At 39.2% G+C, this 21115-nt stretch carries 13 protein-coding genes; 10 read left to right on the forward strand and 3 right to left on the reverse strand.

What is annotated here, in order from left to right; genetic code table 11:
* Positions 1-81 precede the first annotated feature (81 nt).
* The 8 genes from JYB62_RS13490 to JYB62_RS13525 all read left to right on the forward strand — a co-directional run bounded on the left by JYB62_RS13490 (position 82) and on the right by JYB62_RS13525 (position 15135).
* Positions 82-2220 carry a tetratricopeptide repeat protein gene (locus JYB62_RS13490; RefSeq protein WP_205645950.1) on the forward strand — a complete coding sequence of 713 codons (2139 nt, stop codon included), beginning with the start codon at positions 82-84 and terminating at the stop codon, positions 2218-2220.
* 539 nt (positions 2221-2759) lie between these two features.
* Positions 2760-6458, forward strand: a complete 3699-nt coding sequence (locus tag JYB62_RS13495; protein WP_205645951.1) for a two-component regulator propeller domain-containing protein — start codon at positions 2760-2762, stop codon at positions 6456-6458.
* A 68-nt stretch (positions 6459-6526) separates the two neighbouring features.
* Entirely contained in the window at positions 6527-7927 is a 1401-nt protein-coding gene (locus JYB62_RS13500) for a sensor histidine kinase (protein ID WP_205645952.1), read from the forward strand.
* Positions 7928-7972: 45 nt separating this feature from the next.
* Positions 7973-8368 (forward strand): response regulator, encoded by a 396-nt coding sequence (locus JYB62_RS13505; protein WP_205645953.1) that lies wholly within the window; start codon positions 7973-7975, stop codon positions 8366-8368.
* A complete protein-coding gene (locus tag JYB62_RS13510) occupies positions 8365-9405 on the forward strand; it encodes a response regulator (protein WP_205645954.1) in 1041 nt (346 codons plus the stop codon). Before JYB62_RS13505 ends, JYB62_RS13510 begins: the two co-directional genes overlap by 4 nt.
* Before the next feature lie 138 nt (positions 9406-9543).
* Positions 9544-13173: an amidohydrolase family protein gene (locus JYB62_RS13515; RefSeq protein WP_205645955.1), complete on the forward strand. Its 3630-nt coding sequence runs from the start codon at positions 9544-9546 to the stop codon at positions 13171-13173.
* A 222-nt stretch (positions 13174-13395) separates the two neighbouring features.
* On the forward strand, positions 13396-14130 hold the full coding sequence (locus JYB62_RS13520; RefSeq protein WP_205645956.1) for a DUF6090 family protein: 735 nt from the start codon (positions 13396-13398) through the stop codon (positions 14128-14130).
* 186 nt (positions 14131-14316) lie between these two features.
* The gene (locus JYB62_RS13525; RefSeq protein ID WP_205645957.1) at positions 14317-15135 is read left to right on the forward strand and encodes a hypothetical protein; all 819 of its coding nucleotides are present in this window, start codon (positions 14317-14319) and stop codon (positions 15133-15135) included.
* A 77-nt stretch (positions 15136-15212) separates the two neighbouring features.
* Here the strand turns inward: JYB62_RS13525 and JYB62_RS13530 are convergent, their stop codons facing one another.
* The 3 genes from JYB62_RS13530 to JYB62_RS13540 form a co-directional block, all read right to left on the reverse strand.
* Entirely contained in the window at positions 15213-15977 is a 765-nt protein-coding gene (locus tag JYB62_RS13530) for a LytR/AlgR family response regulator transcription factor (protein WP_205645958.1), read from the reverse strand.
* Positions 15958-17001, reverse strand: coding sequence for a sensor histidine kinase (locus JYB62_RS13535; protein ID WP_205645959.1), 1044 nt, complete (start codon positions 16999-17001; stop codon positions 15958-15960). The genes JYB62_RS13530 and JYB62_RS13535 overlap by 20 nt, the downstream gene beginning before the upstream one ends.
* Before the next feature lie 191 nt (positions 17002-17192).
* Positions 17193-18443: a hypothetical protein gene (locus JYB62_RS13540; RefSeq protein ID WP_205645960.1), complete on the reverse strand. Its 1251-nt coding sequence runs from the start codon at positions 18441-18443 to the stop codon at positions 17193-17195.
* 1074 nt (positions 18444-19517) lie between these two features.
* Here JYB62_RS13540 and JYB62_RS13545 point away from each other — a divergent pair.
* Together JYB62_RS13545 and JYB62_RS13550 are read left to right on the forward strand one after the other, a co-directional pair.
* A complete protein-coding gene (locus JYB62_RS13545; RefSeq protein WP_205645961.1) occupies positions 19518-20324 on the forward strand; it encodes a DUF6090 family protein in 807 nt (268 codons plus the stop codon).
* Positions 20325-20599: 275 nt separating this feature from the next.
* The gene (locus tag JYB62_RS13550; RefSeq protein ID WP_205645962.1) at positions 20600-20854 is read left to right on the forward strand and encodes a DUF6090 family protein; all 255 of its coding nucleotides are present in this window, start codon (positions 20600-20602) and stop codon (positions 20852-20854) included.
* Positions 20855-21115 lie beyond the last annotated feature (261 nt).

Below are 21115 nucleotides of genomic sequence, written 5' to 3' on the forward strand. Positions count from 1 at the left end.
TGCACTTCCATACAATCGAAATATCCACCGACAAAATGAAGGTAACGTAATCCGCAAAAACTAAGGAACCAGGACCATTATATGACTACTTTTAGATATGTGCTCATTCTATTTTTGTTTACATCTCTCTATTTACCCAAAAGTTTGGCCCAAACGAATAGGATAGATAGTCTAATTCAGTCTATAGGAAAACTAGAGGAAGATAGTGTAAAGGTTTCTGGCTACATAGATTTAGGTCGCGAATACTTTGATTCTGATTTGAGTAGGACAATCTTTTACATGGATTCAGCCATTCAATTAGGTGAAAAAGTCAATTACAAAAAAGGGCTGGCCGATGCATACAATCTGAAAGGAAGAGCATATGCTCAACAGGGAAATTTCCAAGAAGCCATCCTGACTTTTCAGGAAGCATTAAAATTCTATCAGGAAATTGGAGACCAAACAGGAGAGGCCAATATTCTGAGTAATCAGGGTTCCATTTATTTTAGACTTGGAAACAGTACCAAAGCTCTGGAATTACATTTTCAATCCCTCAATATATCCGAAAGACTGGATAATAAGCTTCGGATTGGAACCTCTCTAAATAATATAGGGACTGTTTACAGTAAAAATAACTCGACCATCCAGGAAGCTCTCACCTACTTTAAAAGATCACTTCAGGTATTCGAAGAAATTAATTTGGAGACGGGAATGGCCATAGCAGCAATGAATATTGGGGAAGTCTATTTTTTAGACTTAAACTATGACTCTGCTACCTTCTACCATCAGAAGGCTTTAAAATTATGTGATGGAACAATAGATGCAACCTTTCCACTCACCCAACTCGGAGAGATTAGCTCCCAATTGGGAAATTTTCAGGATGCCTACGGATACCACCAAAGAGCATTGGATATTTCAGAAAAGTTAGATGCTAAATTTGAATTGACACAAAGTTTGATCGGGCTGGCCAAAACCCAGATTAAGCAGCAAGATTATAGAGCGGCCATTTCCAGTTTTGAGCGGGCTAAAACCTTGGGGATAGAAATTGATGCCAAAAATGAATTAGTAGATATCTATGAAAATCTCGCCAACACCGAAGCGCAGATTGGAAACTACAAGGCTGCATATGAAAATGAAATCAATGCCAAAAGCGTCAAAGAAGAAATAGCAAAATCAAGTACAGAAAAGAAAATACAACAACTTCAATTCGAATTTGAGCTGGACAAAAAAGAGGCAGAAATCGAACTTCTACAAAAAGATACAGAGTTAAAAAATGCCGAAGTATTTAACCAGAGAGTTATCATTTTCGCTTCATTGGGAGGCCTGGCGATGTTTGTCATCATCAGTATTTCTTTATTCCGAAACAATCTGAGTAAGCAAAAGGCTAACCGTCTATTACAAATCCAAAAAGAGGAAATCCGCATACAAAGAGAAAATGTCGTTTCGGCATATGATAAATTGAAATCTACCCAGGCCCAACTGATCCAATCCGAAAAAATGGCTTCTTTGGGAGAACTTACCGCAGGGATTGCACATGAGATTCAGAACCCCCTCAATTTTGTAAATAACTTCTCTGAGGTTAGTGAAGAAATGGTGGATGAAATGAAGGAAGAACTGGAAAAAGGTGATTATGATGAAGCAAAATCCATAGGAGAAGAAATCAAACAAAATCTTTCCAGAATCAGATTACATGGAAAACGAGCGGACTCCATCGTCAAAGGGATGCTGGAACACAGTAGATCCAATGCAAGAGAAAAAGTACCTACAGATTTGAATCTGTTAGCCAATGAATTTTTACGATTGTCCTATCATGGTATTAGAGCAAAGGACAAAGCATTTAATGCAGACTTTGAACTGGAAGTAGATGACCAGCTTCCCAAAGTGACTGTGGTGCCTCAAGACATTGGTCGGGTTATCCTCAACATGGTAAACAATGCTTTTTATACAGTCAACGAAAAATCAAAAACCGGAATTCCTGACTACCAACCGATGGTTCGTGTAAAAACCAAAAAAACTAAGAACGGTATAGAATTGAGCATTCAGGACAATGGAAGTGGTATCCCAGATGCCATCAAGGACAAAGTATTCCAACCATTTTTTACCACCAAACCAACCGGGTCTGGAACAGGCCTTGGCCTAAGTTTAAGCTATGACATTATTAAAGCACATAATGGCGAATTAAAAGTAGAAAGTAAAGAAGGGGAAGGAACTGAATTCATCATTTCATTACCCCTAAAATAAATACCTCCATTGTAGCCCTCTCCTTTTCATGGTACAAATACATTTTACGCGAGCCCTTCAATTTCAACCTAGGCTGGTTTAAAAACTCCTGCCTTCTCATTTGGAAATTCAACAATCCTCATTTTTCATACTGCAAACATTAGATTTAAGGATACCTATTGCTTGGTTTTGAAGGATTTAGTTTCAATTCTATTTCAGAATACCTATGGAAATTCCCGTAATAAAATGTAGATTAAAATGCCAAACAGGACGGAAGGGTGATGGATAGAAATGAATACCAAGTTGTGTGAGCTTTTTTAAATGAAACCCAATAAATAAAAGCAAAATAACTCTGAGTACTTTTTCTATTGATTACATTCGGTGAACAACTGGTTTCATTTTTTCGAAGGATATACCAGGTAAACACCTCTAGAGTAGGTTGCTCTCAAATGCACATTTTTGAAACCTACATGACCTCCACCCTATTTGGAAAAATTTGTAAAGGTGGAATACTAGTTTATGATTCATCAATTCTTCACGTGTTTATCAAACCACATTAGATGAAAACCTCCTATTTTTCATTTGTAGTGCCTTTGGTTTTTATTTTTTCTTGCTCAGAAAGCCTGGATAAAACGGCAACTGAGGTAAAAACCCCGATCTCCAAACCCACTGTAGTACAGCTGGATGCATTACCTGATTCTTTACAGCCTATTCCCCGATTTATAACAGAAGTACAAGCACCGCAAGTAGTAAGAGTTCCGCTGAGTTCCTCAGAACAAAGAAGCTATTTCAACGATGGGGAGCTGATTAGCCTAACCCCACCAGTGATATCTCCTTTGTTAGTCCTTCAGGATGAAGATGGAAGTACCGTAGCAGGCAGCAATGGACCCTTCATTCTTGGAGAAGGAGGAAGAGCACAATTTACCACCTACACTTCTGACAACGGATTGGCATTGGATGCGGTTAACTCTTCCCTATTAGATCGACATGGTCATCTATGGTTTGGAACTTCAGGAGGAGGAGTAAGTCATTTTGATGGAAATACTTTTACCAATTACACTACGGTACAAGGTTTGGCCGCCAATAACTTAAGATCCATTATTGAGGACCAAAATGGAAATATTTGGTTTGGAACGGTCGGCGGTGGGGCCAGTAAATATGATGGAGTAAGTTTTACCAATTTCAATGCTGGCAATGGATTGGTGGATGATATTGTTTTCATCATCAAAGAAGACCAGCAAGGAAATCTTTGGTTTGGAACCAACGAAGGAGTAAGCAAATACGATGGGAATACCTTCACCAATTATACCACCGAAGAAGGGCTGGCCGGAAATGTAGTGGTGAGTATAGAGGAGGATAAGGAAGGTAACCTTTGGTTTGGAACCTATGGTAATGGTGTCAGCAAATATGATGGCAACCAATTTCATTCAATCGCAGCTACCGAAGGCCTGTCTGGGGATCGGGTTCGGGTAATCCTAAAAGATTCCAAAGAAAACTTATGGTTTGGTACCGTAGGAGAAGGGGTCACAAAATATAATGGAGAAACTTTTGAAAACTATCGTATTGAAGATGGGCTTGCCAGCAACTTGATTCGAAATATTGCAGAAGACAAAAGAGGAAATTTGTGGTTTGCCACCTCAGGGGGAGGAATCAGCAAATTTGATGGAAATACATTCACCACCTACACCACGGGACAAGGCCTAGCGAGCAACAATGTCCTCAGTATTACAGAGGATAAATCAGGAAAACTATGGTTTGGAACGGACGGAGGAGGAATCAGCAGGTATGATGGGCTAGGTTTTACCACCTTTACCACTGCTCAAGGACTGGCGGCAAATATTGTAATGAGCATAGCCGAAGATCAGCAACAAAACCTATGGTTTGGAACACCTCTGGGAGGTATCAGCAAGTTTAACGGTAAAAATTTCACCAACTACACCACTGCTCAAGGCTTGGCTTCGGATGTCGTATTCAGTCTATATGCGAACCAAAATGAAGAATTGTGGATAGGCCGAGTGGGTGGAATCAGCTTGTTTGATGGCAAGAGTTTTACCAACTATTCATCTGACCAAGGTCTCACTGGATATGATGTTTTTAGCATTCTGGAAGATAAAAATGGAATTCTCTGGATCGGCACCGATGGAGGTGGTGTCACTCAATTTAACGGAGAATCATTCACCAATTTCACTCCAGATCAAGGCCTGGCAGGATATGCCATACTCAGTATCTTAGAAGACAAATCCGGTAGAATCTGGTTTGGAGCTGCCGATGGAGGAATCAGTATTTTTGACGGTAAAAGCTTTACTAATCTCACAACAGAACAAGGATTAATTGATAACTCAGTCCTTAGCATTGAGGAAGATTTTGCAGGGAATTTCTGGGTCGGTACTGAGCATGGATTAAACTTTATCAGTTCCAATGATTTGAATGCCCTGCTTCAAGGAAACTTTTCGGAAACAGAAAATCTTTTCAAATCCTTTACCACTACCGAAGGATTACCCAATGATGTCATCCTACAAATCGAATCATTCCCTACTGGGAAAATTGCCGTTGGAACGAACTTAGGCTTGGCGATTTTTGATAGTCCTATGGCTAATGAGCCCCTGCAGGAGCTCAAAAACCTTGAGCTTTTTAATTCCAACACAGGCTATCCCGTCAAAGACCTCACAGATGGTCAAAAAGGAATGTTTTTGGATAGCAGAGGCATTCTCTGGGCAGGTACAGGGAGCAACAAAACGGCTTTGAGCAGGTTGGATTACTCCTCTTTATTAAGAAATGAGAACTTACCAGAGGTAGCGTTAATGCAAGTAAAGATCAATGAGGAAAACCTCTCTTGGAACCTCTTAGCTCAAGCTGCCAACAATCCAGAAAGTGAAGGAATAACGACTTCTCAAATCAATGAAGAAGTCAGTGTTTTTGGAAGAAGTCTAAGTGAGAAAGAGCGGGAAGCCATGCGCAACCGATTCAATTCCATCGCGTTCGATAGTATCGCTCCTTTCCATCCTATTCCACTTAATTTGGTGCTACCCTATAAAAACAATCACCTGACTATTGATTTTGGTACTAACGAAATTTCCAAACCCGAATTAATAGAATATCGGTACATGCTGGAGGGCTATGATCAGGAATGGAGCCCCATTCTCAAAAAATCCGAGGCCACTTTTGGTAATATCAGCGAAGGAACCTACACCTTCAAGGTCATGGCCCGATACAATGGTCCTGCAGTAGCTGGAGCTAGCGAATGGACCACTCCAACCAACTATACCTTTACTGTTTTACCTCCTTGGTTTAGAAGCTGGTGGGCCTATGGCTTGTATACCCTGATCTTTCTTTCATTGATTTACCCTGCCTCCCGATACCAAAAGAATCAAGTATTAAAGGCTGAACAAAAGAAAGCCCGTGAACGGGAATTGGCACATGCACGGGAAATTGAAAAGGCTTATGCAAAGCTAGAAGCCTCCCATGAACACTTGAAAGAAACCCAGTCTCAATTGATCCAAGCTGAAAAAATGGCCTCCTTGGGAGAGTTGACCGCAGGCATCGCACATGAAATTCAAAACCCCTTGAATTTTGTTAATAATTTCTCCGATGTCAGCAATGAATTGATGGATGAAATGATGGAGGAATTAGAAAGTGGGGATATGGAGGAAACCAAAGCCATTGCCGAGGACATCAAACAAAACCTCGAGCGGATCAACTTGCATGGAAAGCGTGCCGACTCCATCGTCAAAGCCATGTTGCAGCATAGCCGGGTAGGTTCGGGTAAAAAAGAACCTACAAACCTCAATGCTCTGGCAGACGAATGTTTACGCTTGAGTTTCCATGGACTCAAAGCCAAAGACAAAACGTTCAATGCGGATTTTCTCACTGACTTTGATGAAAAACTGCCGCAGTTAGAAGTCATTCAGCAAGATATAGGAAGAGTGATTCTGAATATGGTAAACAATTCATTTTATGCAGTAAACGAGAAATCAAAAGCAGTAAACGGTACTGAATACCATCCCTATGTTAAAATTACCACCAGGCAAATCTTAGGAGGTGCAGAAATTACCATAGAGGATAATGGGCCAGGAATCTCTACAGAAATCATCAATAAGATATTCCAACCCTTTTTTACCACAAAACCAACAGGGCAAGGAACCGGATTGGGACTTTCTCTCAGTTATGACATTATTAAGTCACATGGAGGGGATTTAAGAGTAAAAAGTAGTACCACAACTGACCAAGGAACCGCATTTACTATTTATATTCCAGAATAATTCTTTTGGAAGGGCTTAAAATTCTTTTAAAACTATTTAATTAATAGATCAAATAACAAAACAACGTCGTGCTTTCAGTAAATATCATTTCCATCATTCTTCTATTTACCCTCAAGAGGCCGCTGAGTACTAAACAGGTTTCTGAAGAGTGGAAACGTTTATTCAATTATGGAATAATAGCTGCGATAGCCTTAATGGTGATTGAGTGGGTTCCCATGCCCTCCCTCATTTCCTTCATTGCCAGCATCGCAGGATATCTATTGATCAGTGCGATTGTCTTTGTGACCCTACAATTTCCTGCGCTGGAGCACAAGAAAGGTGTGGTCTATGCCTGGTTGCCAATTATCGTCATTTCCATCATTTCGGAAATTTTTGTGGCGCTGGCCCCGGAATTTTACAATAAATGGGATTCCTATTTCGAAACCGCTGAAGCATTTGCGTTTATCTGGGCCATTGCTATGTGGATCATCAATGCCAAGCAAAAGAAAAACTTGGAGAAAGAGCGAATCAAGGCGTTGGAGAAGGAAAAGGAACTGGAAATCACTGAGCAGTTAAAAAATCAGTTTGAGCAACAGGTGAAAGCCCGAACAGCAGAATTGACAGCCCAGAAAAACGAATTGGAGAAAATTGTGCAGGAACTGAAATCCACTCAATCCCAATTGATCCACGCAGAAAAAATGGCTTCACTCGGGGAACTTACCGCAGGCATCGCGCATGAGATCCAAAACCCCCTCAATTTTGTGAATAATTTCTCTGAATTGAGTAATGAGCTATTAGTGGAGATGAAGGAAGAAATCGAGGCGGGAAATTATGAATTGGCACTGGAAATTGTGGATGACATCACGCAAAACCTACAAAAAATAGCCCACCATGGTAATCGCGCTGATTCCATTGTTAAAGGAATGCTTCAACATAGCCGAATCAATTCTGGAGAAAAGGAATTAACAGACCTAAATAATCTGGCGGATGAATTTCTAAGACTTTCCTATCACGGGCTTCGAGCCAAAGACAAAAGCTTCAATTCGGATTTCAAGCTAAACCTGGATCCTAATCTTCCCAAAGTAAAGGTGGTAGCTCAGGATTTCGGTAGACTGATCTTAAACCTCGTCAACAATGCCTTCTTCGCTGTCAATGAGAAAAAGAGCAAGTTAGATCCCAATTCGGAGGAGGGGAAAAACTACCAGCCTACAGTAGAAGTCACCACTTCTCTCGAAAATAATAAGATCAAAATCACGGTATCGGATAATGGAAGTGGAATTCCTAAAGCCATCAAAGAAAAGATATTTCAGCCATTTTTTACCACCAAACCTACTGGGTCTGGAACAGGCTTAGGTTTGAGTTTGAGTTACGATATTGTCAAAGCACATGGGGGAGATTTCAAAGTGGATTCAGTAGAAGGAGAGCAAACCACTTTTACCATAATTCTTCCTCTTGATAAGCTCGAGAAATCAGATAAAGCTGAAGAATAAAAAAAGAGTAAAAAGTCAACATGAGTTTACTTTAAAGAAAGAAAAATGAATATTTTGATAGTAGATGATGAAATGGATGTAGAAATACTTTTTCGTCAAAAATTCAGGAAAGAAATAAAGAAAGGAGAGATCAGCTTATCTTTTGCCTTTTCTGGACAAGAAGCATTGGATTTTTTAGAACAAGAAAATCCTCCCCAAGTTGTATATGTGTTTTCGGATATCAATATGCCCGGGATGACCGGCTTAGAATTGTTGAAAAAAATAAAGGAACGTTTTCCACAAATCAATGTCAGCATGATATCCGCATATGGGGATACCGAAAACTATGAAAAAGCGATTGATTCAGGGGCAAAAGAGTTTTTTACAAAACCCATAGACTTTGAATTTTTAAAATCAGAAATCGCCAATTTGGTTCATAAACAAAAATCAAATAAGCCATGATCAGAATATTAGTGGTAGATGATGAGGCGGATCTAGAGGTACTTATCAGACAGAAATTTAGAAAGAAAATCCGTTCTAAGGAATATGAGTTCCATTTTGCCCTCAACGGTAAAAAAGCATTGGAACTCATGGAGGAATCAAAGAATATTGACATGATTCTGAGTGACATCAATATGCCTGAGATGGACGGATTGACACTGCTTTCGCGGGTAAAAGAACAAAACTCCTTATTGAAAACGGTCATTATATCCGCCTATGGAGATATGGAAAATATACGTACCGCCATGAACCTGGGTGCTTTTGATTTTATCACCAAGCCGGTGGATTTTCAAGACTTGGAAATTACTATTGAGAAAACCATCACCTACATCAATCAGATCAAGGACACCCTCAAAGCCATGAAGGAAAATAACATCCTGAGAATGTATGTGGATGAGACTGTACTGAACTTTATGGGAGGCAGGGAAATAGAAAGTGGACTGATCGAAAACGAAACCATGGAAGCGGCAGTAGCTTTTATCGATCTCTGCGGATTTACGGCCATCAGTGAAAATGAAGAACCCAACGTAGTGGTGGGCCAGCTCAATGATTATTTTGACATGATGGTGCGGGAAATCATCGCCGAACAAGGCATTATTGACAAGTTTATTGGCGATGCGGTAATGGCAGTGTTCAAAGGAGAAGATTATGAAAAGCGGGCTATTCGTGCAAGTATCGCCATTCGGGATAAGATGAACGCCATGCCAGTATTTTCAGAGAAATCCGGATTCCAACCCAAAGTTTCCATCGGAATCAATAAGGGCGAAATGGTCTCAGGTAACATTGGGTCCATTTCATTGAAGAGACTGGACTACACCGTGATTGGGGATACCGTCAATGTAGCATCCCGATTACAATCCAAAGCCAGCCCAGGGCAGATCCTAATTTTGGAACAATACCAACATGACGTGAAAGATGATTTTAAGATCTCCAAGATTGGGGAAATGGTCTTGAAAAATAAAGCAAAACCTGTCACCGTCTATGAAGTAAACTCCTAACTTATTCAGCCACAGCAGCTATCAAATACTCACTAATTAAAAAAATTGGCCGCAATCGGTCAATTTTTTTAATTTCAGGGCCAATCATTTGCCTTCAAACAAGATTAAGCTGTAGATTATTTACCCAAATACCACTATATGAAAAAATTTACCCAACCTGCCTTGTTGGTTGCATTGGGAGCATCGGTGAGTTTTGCCACGATGACTCCAAAACCAACAAAGAAACTGGTACCCATGGATCATGCAACAATGGTTCAGACGGACAGCACCAAAAAAGATTCCATTGTAACCCCAAAGTTTAAAGACCTTCCCCTCAAGCCCGAACGAGAAGTAAAATTCAATACCAAACAAGGTACTTGGATGAGTGTGGATGTGAGCCCGGATGGAAAAACTTTGGCTTTTGACTTACTGGGAGATATTTACACGATTCCGATCGAAGGTGGAAAAGCCTCTCCAGTAACCACAGGTATGGCTTATGAAACCCACCCTAGATTTTCTCCGGATGGAGAGAAAATCCTCTTCACGTCCGATCGCGCCGGAAACGACAACCTTTGGTACATCGATCTGGTCAAAAAAGACACCGTTCAGATCACCAAAGACAAAAATGGGGACGTTCCAGGTGCAGACTGGACCCCAGATTCCGAATACATCGTGGTCAGTAAAGGAAGAAGGATCTCCAAATTGTGGATGTACCATAAAGATGGAGGTGGCGGCATTCAATTGAATGAAAATCCGAGCAACATTAAAACCATCGATCCTTTTGTCAGCCCGGATGGAAAAAAGGTGTACTATTCCCTGAGAAGCGGAGCCTGGAATTACAATGCCTTGCTTCCACAATACCAAATTGGAACCTATGACTTTGAAAAAGGAGAGGTCAACCGAATTACCTCCCGATATGGTTCTGCTTTCACTCCAACCCTGAGTGATGATGGCAAATGGATGGTCTATGGTTCTCGTTGGGAAGAAAAAACTGGCTTGGTACTTAGAAACATGGAAACAGGAGAAGAAAATTGGTTGGCTTATCCAGTACAACGAGATGAGCAGGAATCCATCGCTCCCCAAGGAGTATTACCAGCCATGGCCTTCACGCCTGATAGCAAACATGTCATCGCTTCTTATGATGGTAAAATCTGGAAAATCTCCGTGGATGGCGACAGCCCTCAGGAAATTCCATTCGAAGTAGATGTGAACCTGGCTATGGGACCTCGCTTGTATTTCAATTACGAAATCAAAGATACGACAGCAGCAAGAGCCACTCAGATCCGGGATGCAGTTCCTTCTCCTGACGGAAAGAAATTAGCATTTACTGCTCTAAACAGATTGTATGTAATGGACTATCCTGATGGGGAGCCAAAACGAATCACCAATCATGATTTCACCGAAGCCATGCCTACCTGGAGTCCTGATGGAACCCAACTGGCATTTGTAGGTTGGAATGAAACCGAAGGAGGACATATCTACAAGGCTACTTTAGGAAACAGAGGCAGCGTATCCCAACTCACTACCGAAAGTGCGCTATACATGCAGCCCGCTTGGAGTCCAAGAAATAGAATCGCCGTATTCAAAGCATCCAATCAAGTGATGAAAGATGCAGAAGGCCCAGGAATCAATGGTTCAGAAGCAGAATTGGTGTGGATCCCAGCTACCGGTGGGGAATTCAGAAAGATTATGGATGCAGGAAACCAGGGCAACGTACATTTCACCAAAGACACTTCACGAGTATTCTTGAATGGTCCTGGTGGCACCTTGCTAGGTGTAAGATGGGATGGAACTGACGAAAAAGAATACGCAAAAATTACGGGCATCACTCCATTTGGGTCGGTCGCTGAATCCCATGATGATCATGGACATACCACCAATCCAGAAGAAGCATCAGATATCCGCTATGTGATGGGACTTCCTAGATCCAATGCCGATGCAGTCAATTATTGCATGCTTCCTGAAGGCGCCAGCGCACAGGAACCACAGATGAGACCAAGCAGTGCCAGCACTATTTTGATGGCTCCGGAAGGAGATTTGGCAGTAGCCCAGGTGAATAACAATATTTATGTGGTGCAGATCCCGAAAGTTGGGAAGACTCCAAGCATTAATGTGGGTAATCCAGAATCCAGTAATTTCCCTTCCCGCCAACTCACCGAAATCGGAGGAGAATGGCCGGCTTGGGAAGCGAATGGCAAGAAAGTTCACTGGTCTTTGGGCAATGGACATTGGGTGTATGACATCGACCGGGCTGAGTTTATCGAAGATTCAGTCAAGACTGCCAAAAAAGCAAAAATGATGGCAGATGCGGATTCTGTTGCTGCCTTGAAAGCTTTGGGACCTGAAGCGGTGAAAGCTGCCGATTCTGTAGCCAAAGCCAAAAAAGAAGCTTTGGCAGAATTGCTGAAAAATGACAAGGAAAAAGCAAAAGCAGATAGCATTTACAAAGCCGAACAAAAAGAAAAAGAAAGCTACAAACCTGTAGAAAAGCAAGTTTCGGTTTACTATACTAAAGACATTCCGAAAGGAACTGTCTTGCTAAGCAATGCCCGAATCGTCACCATGAAAGGGGATGAAATCATCGAGCGGGGAGATATTCTGATTGAAAATAACCGAATCAAAGCCGTTGGTGCCACCGGTACTTTGGATGCCGGAAATTCAAAAGTCATGGACATGTCTGGCAAGACCATTACCCCAGGCTTTATCGATACCCATGCGCACATGTGGCCAACTTGGGGATTACATAAAAACTCGGTTTGGATCTATGCGGCCAACTTGGCATATGGAGTAACCACTACCCGGGATCCACAGACAGCTACTACCGATGTATTGACTTACGGAGATATGGTGGAAGCTGGAATGGTGCCAGGACCTAGAGTGTACAGCACCGGACCAGGTGTAGGCTATTGGATGTATAATCTGAAGTCTCTGGATCAGACCAAAAATGTACTGAAGCAATACAGCAAGTATTACAATACCCAATACATCAAAATGTATCTCGTAGGGAACCGTCAGCATAGACAGTGGGTGATTATGGCTGCCAAAGAACAGGAACTGATGCCTACCACGGAGGGTGGCTTGGATTTCAAACTAAACATGACCCAGCTGATCGATGGTTATCCAGGACATGAGCATTCTATTCCGATTCATCCACTGTATCAGGATGTGACCAAGACCATTGCAGAAAGCAAGATGGCGGTGACTCCTACCCTCTTGGTAGCTTATGGTGGACCTTGGGCTGAGAACTATTACTACACTACCGAAAGCCCACTTCATGATCCGAAGCTGAACCGCTTCACTCCTTATGAGGAACTGAATGCCAAAGCAAGAAGAAGAGCCGGTGGATTAGGTGGCTGGTTTGCTCCGGAAGACCATGTATTTATGAAACATGCAGAAGGCATTAAATCCATCTTCGAGCAAGGTGGTTTAGCAGGTGTGGGTTCCCATGGTCAGCTACAAGGATTAGGTTATCACTGGGAACTTTGGTCTGTAGCCAGCGGAGGCATGGAAGCGCATGATGCACTAAAAGTGGCAACGATCTCGGGAGCGGAAGCTTTGGGATTGGATAAAGAACTGGGAAGTATCGAAGTGGGGAAACTAGCCGACTTGGTGATTATGGATAGCAATCCATTGGAGAATATCCGAAACACCAATAGCATTTCCCATGTGGTGAAGAACGGAAGAATCTATGATGGCAATACCTTGGATGAGGTCTATCCAACTCCTAGAAAGATGGATGTAAGTCCTTGGACTAAAGTCGCTCCGGTTCCGAATACCAGTTTGAAGTAAGAAACTCTAGAACTAATAGAAATCCCTCAGAGCGATCTGGGGGATTTTTTTGTTTTAGGGGAAAAATAAAACCGAAACTATCCTAAATCGCCAAGGAAGTCCAACCCGAAATCCTTACTTTACATTCTATACCCCTATGGACAAGGGGGATAGCTTCGCAATAGAATAGTCTGACTTGGGTTTATACCTGAATTGTGCTTCAAATGGAAACCCAAATAACCAATGATTAAATTCTTCAGAAAAATTAGACAAAACTTGCTTTCAGAAGGTAAAACTGGAAAGTACTTTAAATATGCTATTGGTGAAATCATACTTGTAGTTATTGGAATTTTGATTGCACTATCAATTAATAATTGGAACCAAAAAAGAATCAATTCCCTAAGCGAAAGCCTATTGCTAAAGGAAATTAACACTGAATTTAAATTCAATAAAAAAGAGCTGGAAAGCACCATTAGAACTTATACTCTTATTCGAAACCAGTGTAACTATTTAAGAAAGTCATTCCCTTTAGTCCAAAATGAAATAGATAGAGACTCTTTATCAAGAGCATTACGTCAGCTACGAAATCTTGGTTCTGCAGATCTATCGATGGGATCTATTTCAACTTTAATCAATACATCATCTTTTGAAATTATTTCAAATACAGAACTTCGAACTTTGCTAATTCAATGGGATGACTTGATATCTGATTATTTCGAAAGAGAGAAGCAAGCAATAAATTATACCAGACATACCATAATTCCCTATTTGGCGAAAAGAATCCCACAGCCCTATATTAAAGGGTTAGATGATGACCGTGTTGATTTATCATTTTTAAGCTCAATAGAATTTGAGAATTTAATTAACGACCGACACCTAGATGCAAATACATTGTTGAACATTGTAGAACATGAAGACGATGAAATCCGAAAAGCAATAAATAGAATAATATTTCTAAGTAACGGTAGCACGGAATAATAAAATGAATAATTTATTTGTTCCAAATAGATAACGAAAGGCTAACATCGGCTACACCCCAAGGCCTGGATCTTAGTACACCTCACACCCTCAAATCCTAAAAAAACCTATCTTTAGATGAACGCTATGCAATTAATACCGGCAACGGGGCATAGCCGTAACCGGTGGCAATAATTAAATCAAATCATGTTGAAAATAATATCTGTTATAATTTCATTGCTCTTCCTGGCTGGTTGCAGTCAAAAAGCAGAAAATAGAACTAAAGAACTAATAATTTTAGGTTCAGTCCATTTCCCTACAAGTGGGATAAATTCCGACTCGATTTACCTCGCTATAAAGAAAGTGAAGCCCGAGGTCATCTTAATGGAAAGGGACTCGGTTAGCTTTGACTCTGCATTTAACAGGAAGGTTGAGTATGAAGAGAACGAAGATCAGGCCGTTACCCGATATTTAAAAAATCATCCCAATACGATTCTCAGGCCTATTGAATTTGAAGGAAGAAACTCGTATCGAACCGAGGTGGGCTTGTATCCTCAAGCCGGAGAGGTGTATCAGAAACTCAATGAACTAAGTAAGGCTGGAAAATTCACCCCTAAAGAGAGTCAAATATGGAGCAGGTTTGCCAGTTATTGGGTTCATTTAGATAGTCTTTCTTCGGATAACCTAAAAGCGCTAAATAATGATGAGACTGATGCTGTTATGGACAGCATCAAGTATTATCAGTATACAAAAATGAAGCAGATTGTGAATAACCGAGATGAATTCAATGAACAAATACTTGACTCAAAAGGAGACTCTGTTTCTTTAGTAGACTATTTCAATAAATGGGAACAGTTTGAACATTATGATCGAAATAATGCAATGGTATCTAATATTATAAGAACTTTAGACCGTTTACCAAATGATCGATTTATGCTGATTGTTGGATATCATCACCGCTATTACATTAAAAAGGCATTAGCAAGTAAAGCGCCTCACATTAAGCTGATTGAGTTTTATGAATAAAACTTATTACCAACAAGGTATAAAATGCATTAAAACGCATTTTATACAAAACGTAGGGATTCTCAATAATATTTTCGTCAACTCCCATCGAGCCAAAGCTTAAAACGACCAGACCTCTCCTTGCTAACAATTACCTCAGTTGATGAAGATGGAGACAACTCTAATTTAAGCTTAGAATTAAAATAATCATGAATGGCGCTTATTGAATTAATACGAGCTAAAAATGATCGGTTAAGCCTAAAAAACACTTTTGGATCTAACATTTTCTCCAATTCCTCTAAAGAATAGGAAACACTATACTTACTACCATCTAACGTATGAACTAACACAATACTATCATCTCTCTGAAAATAAGCAATTTGATCTACTGAAAGACTGATTAACTTACTCCCATGACGAATTAGAAATCGTTCTTTATGCGCTTCTTTTGAATTTATTGAAATAGAATTTAATAAGCCCTGCCAATCATCCCTCTTCAAGGGAGAGGACAACTGTCCACGCAGTTTTTTAATAGCATTTTTAAAATGATCTTCATCAACAGGTTTTAGTAGATAGGCCAAACTATTCAAATCAAATGCTCTAATGGCATATTGATTGTAGGCCGTTGTAAATATCACAAAAGAGTCAATTTCGACCTCTGTTAAAATGTCAAAGCATTGCCCGTCAGTAAGCTCTACATCCATAAAAATCACATCAGGAGAAGGATTAGACGATAACCAGTTTACTGCCTCTCGTACACTTTGCACGGGGCCTGAAATTTCAAACTCTGTAAGGTATTTTTCACACAATCGTCGCAATTGGCGATATGCAGCCGCTTCGTCTTCAATTATTAATAACCTCATGCTTACCTATATTTAATAATGGTAATGAAACTCGAAAGATTGTCCCTTCCTTTTCAAAGGAGGGAAGTGATTGGCCTAATAAGCGATAGCGTTCACTTAAATTTACGAGCCCTATACGTGTAGAAGGATTCTTTTTCTTCCGCAGTTGCAGATTATTCTCAACAACTAAAACATCGTTCTCTACAAATATGTTGATATTGAGCGGATTAGCAACCTCTGCTATGTTATGCTTAAATGCATTTTCCACTAATAATTGTAAAGACATTGGAGGAATATATTTAGTCCGAGCTTCTTTGCTGACCTCTATGGTGGATTTAAAAGAATCCTCGAAACGCTTTTTCAAGAGAAAAAGATAAGATTCAATCATATTTAGCTCATTTTCCAAAGTCACAAGCTCCTCATCTTGATGTTGCAATGAATAGCGGTACACCTCAGAAAATACGGATAGGAATTTACTAGCTACTTCTGGGCTCTCATGAATCAGCGAATTCAAGGTGTTAAGATTATTGAATAGAAAATGAGGACTTATCTGATGCTTCAGGTTTTGGAATAAAGTTTCGGCTTGCTCCTTATGTAAACGTTCCGTTTCTAGCTGAGACTTTTGCCATGCTAAGAGATAAAATATACCCATCTGAAATCCCCCTATGGCTAATACCAAAAATACACCCGGGATAGAGACTGTGACATTTTGTTCAAGGCTAAACCCATTTCCTGTATTTCCTTGTATATAAATTTCATACAAGCGAAGTATATAATAGGAAATATTGAAGGCCATCATCCCAAAAACGAGAAGAACAACTAGTTGCCATGTTAACTTTTTCAGTAAAGAGGCTTTAACTGAAAACTTTCTATCAATCCATTTAGAGATCAGGTAACTGCCTTCCCATAAAACACTTGACATAGCAGTTAACCAAATAATTACTGGCCAATTTGCATCTTCGGTAAAGTGTCTTATTAAACTAAAAAACACCACTCCAAATAGCACCGGTACAGCTATGCGGAATATATTATTTATTCTCTCCATTGTAATGGTTATTGACTATTTACGGGTTAGTTAAGACCAACAATTGGCTTACAAATTAAGTTTTTTCTTTTGATTGCCTCCCAGCATAACTTAACTGTGAAAACAAATGACATTAAGATCATTATAAGGGTTCCTGACCATTTATGATGGTCGGGAACCCTTTCTTAGATAAACTTGATCAGACAATTTGCTTATCGGTTAAATTCTGGCTTTTCGTCCGCTGGTGGGAAAATTAATAAATCAAAACCCTTGATCATTCTGTTTAAATCTTGATAGTCAGGATGTGTTATGATTTGAAATTTATTAGCATTCAAGTCCTCTCGCAACTTTCTTAGATCGATAACAGTCCAGCTATCTGTTTGATGAAAGTCAAGGAAGGTCTGAGCTCGATCTTTAAAATCCTTGCCTTCATAGGTCGCTCTGGATATAATTATATTAGTACTCTTTACCTGCTCTATTTCAGCAATTTCATGGGTTAAAGCCCCAATATCATAACAATCAAAAGAAATACTAGTCGTTGCCGCATGCTTAGAACCTATTTTTATAAAATAACGAGCATCTTTGTTTTCCTTTTCAAAAGCTTCATATTTATTCAGGAAATTTGACCTTATATAATTTACCCTATCCTCATGAGAATTATTTGATTTTTCGTAGATGTACCAACTATCATAAAGTTTCTTTAAAACATCTTGTGCATAGTGGTCATCCGCATCAAACATCTTCTCAAAGTTTTTAAAATCTTCATGCTCATATATAGAAGTTAGCATAGAGTTAGAGTTATTATTGTCTATGTTTTCAAACTCAGCTTCTATGCTTGCCCTAGCTTTTCCCCAAGCCGCTTTAATCTCTTTGTAGTTAGCATCATTGGACTTTGAAGCCACCATTTCATCTCCAAGAAATACTACTGAGAAAAAAAACTCCTGATCAATACCCCAGAAATCCATCTTGGTGTCCGCAAATTCCTCTAAGAAGTTTGCATCATCAACATAAAAAAACATAGGAATAGCAGACATTTCCATTGAAGGAATAAAATATTCTTTATTGAAGGCCTTAAGACTTTCTAGGGTTTGAACAGGATTGCTTGATAATTCTTTGAGCTTCTCGGCAGAATGAGGCCCCACTTCAAAAGAAGCCACTTTATATCCTGATTGATCTAGCAAAGGAACCAGGTTTTTAGTTAAGATGGATATTTGCTTAGAATTATGGTTTTCTCCTAATACTAAGAATTTAGAACTGCTTACAGCATCTTTTAAAACAGCTGCACCATTTCCTTCAAATGAATTATCCTTAATATCAAAGTAGCTTACGGAGTTAGCCACTGTCAAAGAATCAAGTACAGGGATATCTCTTAAAGATTTTTGACCGAAAAGATTTGTGGAAGATATCATTGCCACAAACAGTGCAATGCATAAAAATCTGACTTTATTTTTTGAATTTTTCATGAGTAATGGTTTATTAAATGAATATCGTTTTGAATCAATTTATTTTTCCGAAAGGTGTAGAAATTGAGGTAGTGACTCAAGAGTCTACCTCCCGAAGCGTCTTAAATTGATTCCGAACCGACACTAAATGATAGCGAAAATTTTGAGTAAATCATTTCAAGTTCTTCCATAGGTAGATGTAGGTACTCACGGAATATTGGAGGCAAATTCATTTTGGCTAACAGAAATGGCTATGAAGCACTTCGATACAAGCTATTGGTAACTTTTATTAGCTCTACCATAAAGCAAAATTGTAATTCATTGGATTGATATTATCCTTCTGCCTCAAGGAAGATCATATCCTCATTATCGATAAATTAAAAAAGTGAGATCAGCTGTTACGATCAGGAGAAATTTGCCGTAAAATGGCTTTTATTGCTTCTGGTATTTAAGGATGTTTGATTTAGCAGATGGAAAAGGAATAAACGAACCTGCAACATGCCATAGAACCCATTTGCTTACTCATTTCATAGCAGGATTCTCTGCATGTGAACCGCAAGTTATGCTTTCGCCTCGGGCTAGCTTCAGTGAAGCGGGACGACAGATTGTAGAAATAAAAGGCAGCTAAGGTTAAGCAAACTGCAACAGCATTGGAAAATTTCGCGGGACTTTACATGATCACTTTCAATTAACATCTGCGTGACGATCAATCAGTTTCTCTAGCTGCCAACTTCAACGAAAGGACTAAGTTTGACCTACCGTATTGGGAAATGGTATATTCTGGTATATATGCCTTGGCAAGACCCTTTGGGTTATCTTATGCATGCGCTAGGTGCAATTTTAGAGATTTTTGTAGATAGAATATTAATTAAAAGATTGTTTGAATTTTGGGATTAGGCTCCTCAGAGCTATCTGGGGGATTTTTTGTTTTATGGCGGAAAAAAACGGAACTATCCAATATCCCCAAGGTAGTCATAACCGAAATTCTTATTTTACATTCTATACCCCTGTGGACAATGCGGATAGTTACGCAATAGACTATTCGGACTTGGGTTTATACATGTGTTGTGCTTCATTAAGACTAACCGCTATCCAATGATAAAATTCTTTAGAAAAATTAGACAAAACTTGCTCATGGAAAATAAAACTGGGAAGCCTGCCTGGCCGGTAGGCAGGTATTTTAAATATGCAATCGGAGAGATTGTTCTTGTCGTTATTGGAATCTTGATTGCTTTACAGATTAATAATTGGAACGAGCAAAGAAAAGATAAAATAAAGGAACAAGGTTTACTTAAACAACTGCAAGAAGATTATCAATCTAATCTTTTACAATTAGAAGAAAAAATGGCGACTAGGGAAATCTTGCTTAATTCGGCAGTTCAACTTTTGAATGCTATTGATGAACCTGTTGGTGTTGTAAGAGATTCAGTAATTAAAGATCTCGCGAATATTAGGCATGATCCGACATTCGATCCTATAAGAAATAACTTAACCAGTTCGGAGAATTTAAGATTGATTCGCAACAACGAATTGAGGCGTTTACTATCAAACTGGTCATCTGATGTAGTTGGAGTGAAAGAAATCGAAACGACTTGGAGTCAATTAGTGAATGAGCAGTATCATCCAATTATCTCAGAATTAGGTTTGGGCAGAGATATCTATAATAGTTTTGTTAACGATTCTGAACATAATTGGCTATTAGATAAGAACTCAAATTCTTTTAAATCAGAAATTGGAATTTCAAAACTAAAAACAACATTAAATGAAATATTAATAAGTAAAAAATTGGAATCTATGATTTCTGCCTCTATTGTTTTTAATAGAGGTGCAAATCTGCAATCTGAGGCATTACGCCAAAGAATCTTGGAGATTTTAGAATTAATAGCAGACGAAATAAAATAACGAAAGCCAGCCTTCTGCAGACAGGCACAACAATGGCAATAAGTAATTGCTTGTTCTCACCTACTTCTTAAAATCCCTGCGGAATTTCCAATTTGGTGTATACTGGCAAAGTTAAGTGCTAACCAACGCAACTACTCATAGCCGAGACGTTGTCTTTCATTAAAACCTCCCAATAACTTATCATATAAATTTTTAGAAAAATTCGTTTTGCTCTTATCGAAAACAATAAAACTGGAAAGTATTTAAAATATGCTTTTGGAGAAATTATTCTAGTCGTGATTGGTATCCTCATCTCATTACAAATCAATAATTGGAATGAAGCTAAAAAGCTTAACAAGGAAGAATTAATAATACTTACCCATCTGAATGAGGATTTTAAAGAAAATAAACTAATGCTTGAAGAAACTATTAATCTCGAGAGAAATGTGATTTCTCACAGCAAAGCTCTTATTAATATTTTACAAACTAAAAATGCAGATGTCAGTTCAGATTTTGTAATCAATTGTGTTGTAAAAGGAGCCAAATCCTGATGGAAACCAGAATTTATAACAGGAACCTAGGATGCTATGTAAGGTTCTGGCAAATTGAATGCATTATCTGATGATAATTTAAAACGTTTGCTTGCGCAATTTTCTACAGAGGTATAATTGGGTTTTGAGGTTATCAAGTGGAACGGTTTTTTTTTCTAAATCAGTGGCTCAAACACGCAACAAACCATACACAAAACCGCTGCAATAAAAATCATCCTAGGGACTAGTCCCTATTTCAACCCTTATTTGTGCCAGGTTTAC

The sequence above is a fragment of the Algoriphagus lutimaris genome (assembly GCF_017051705.1).
GTDB classification, from domain to species: Bacteria; Bacteroidota; Bacteroidia; order Cytophagales; family Cyclobacteriaceae; genus Algoriphagus; species Algoriphagus lutimaris.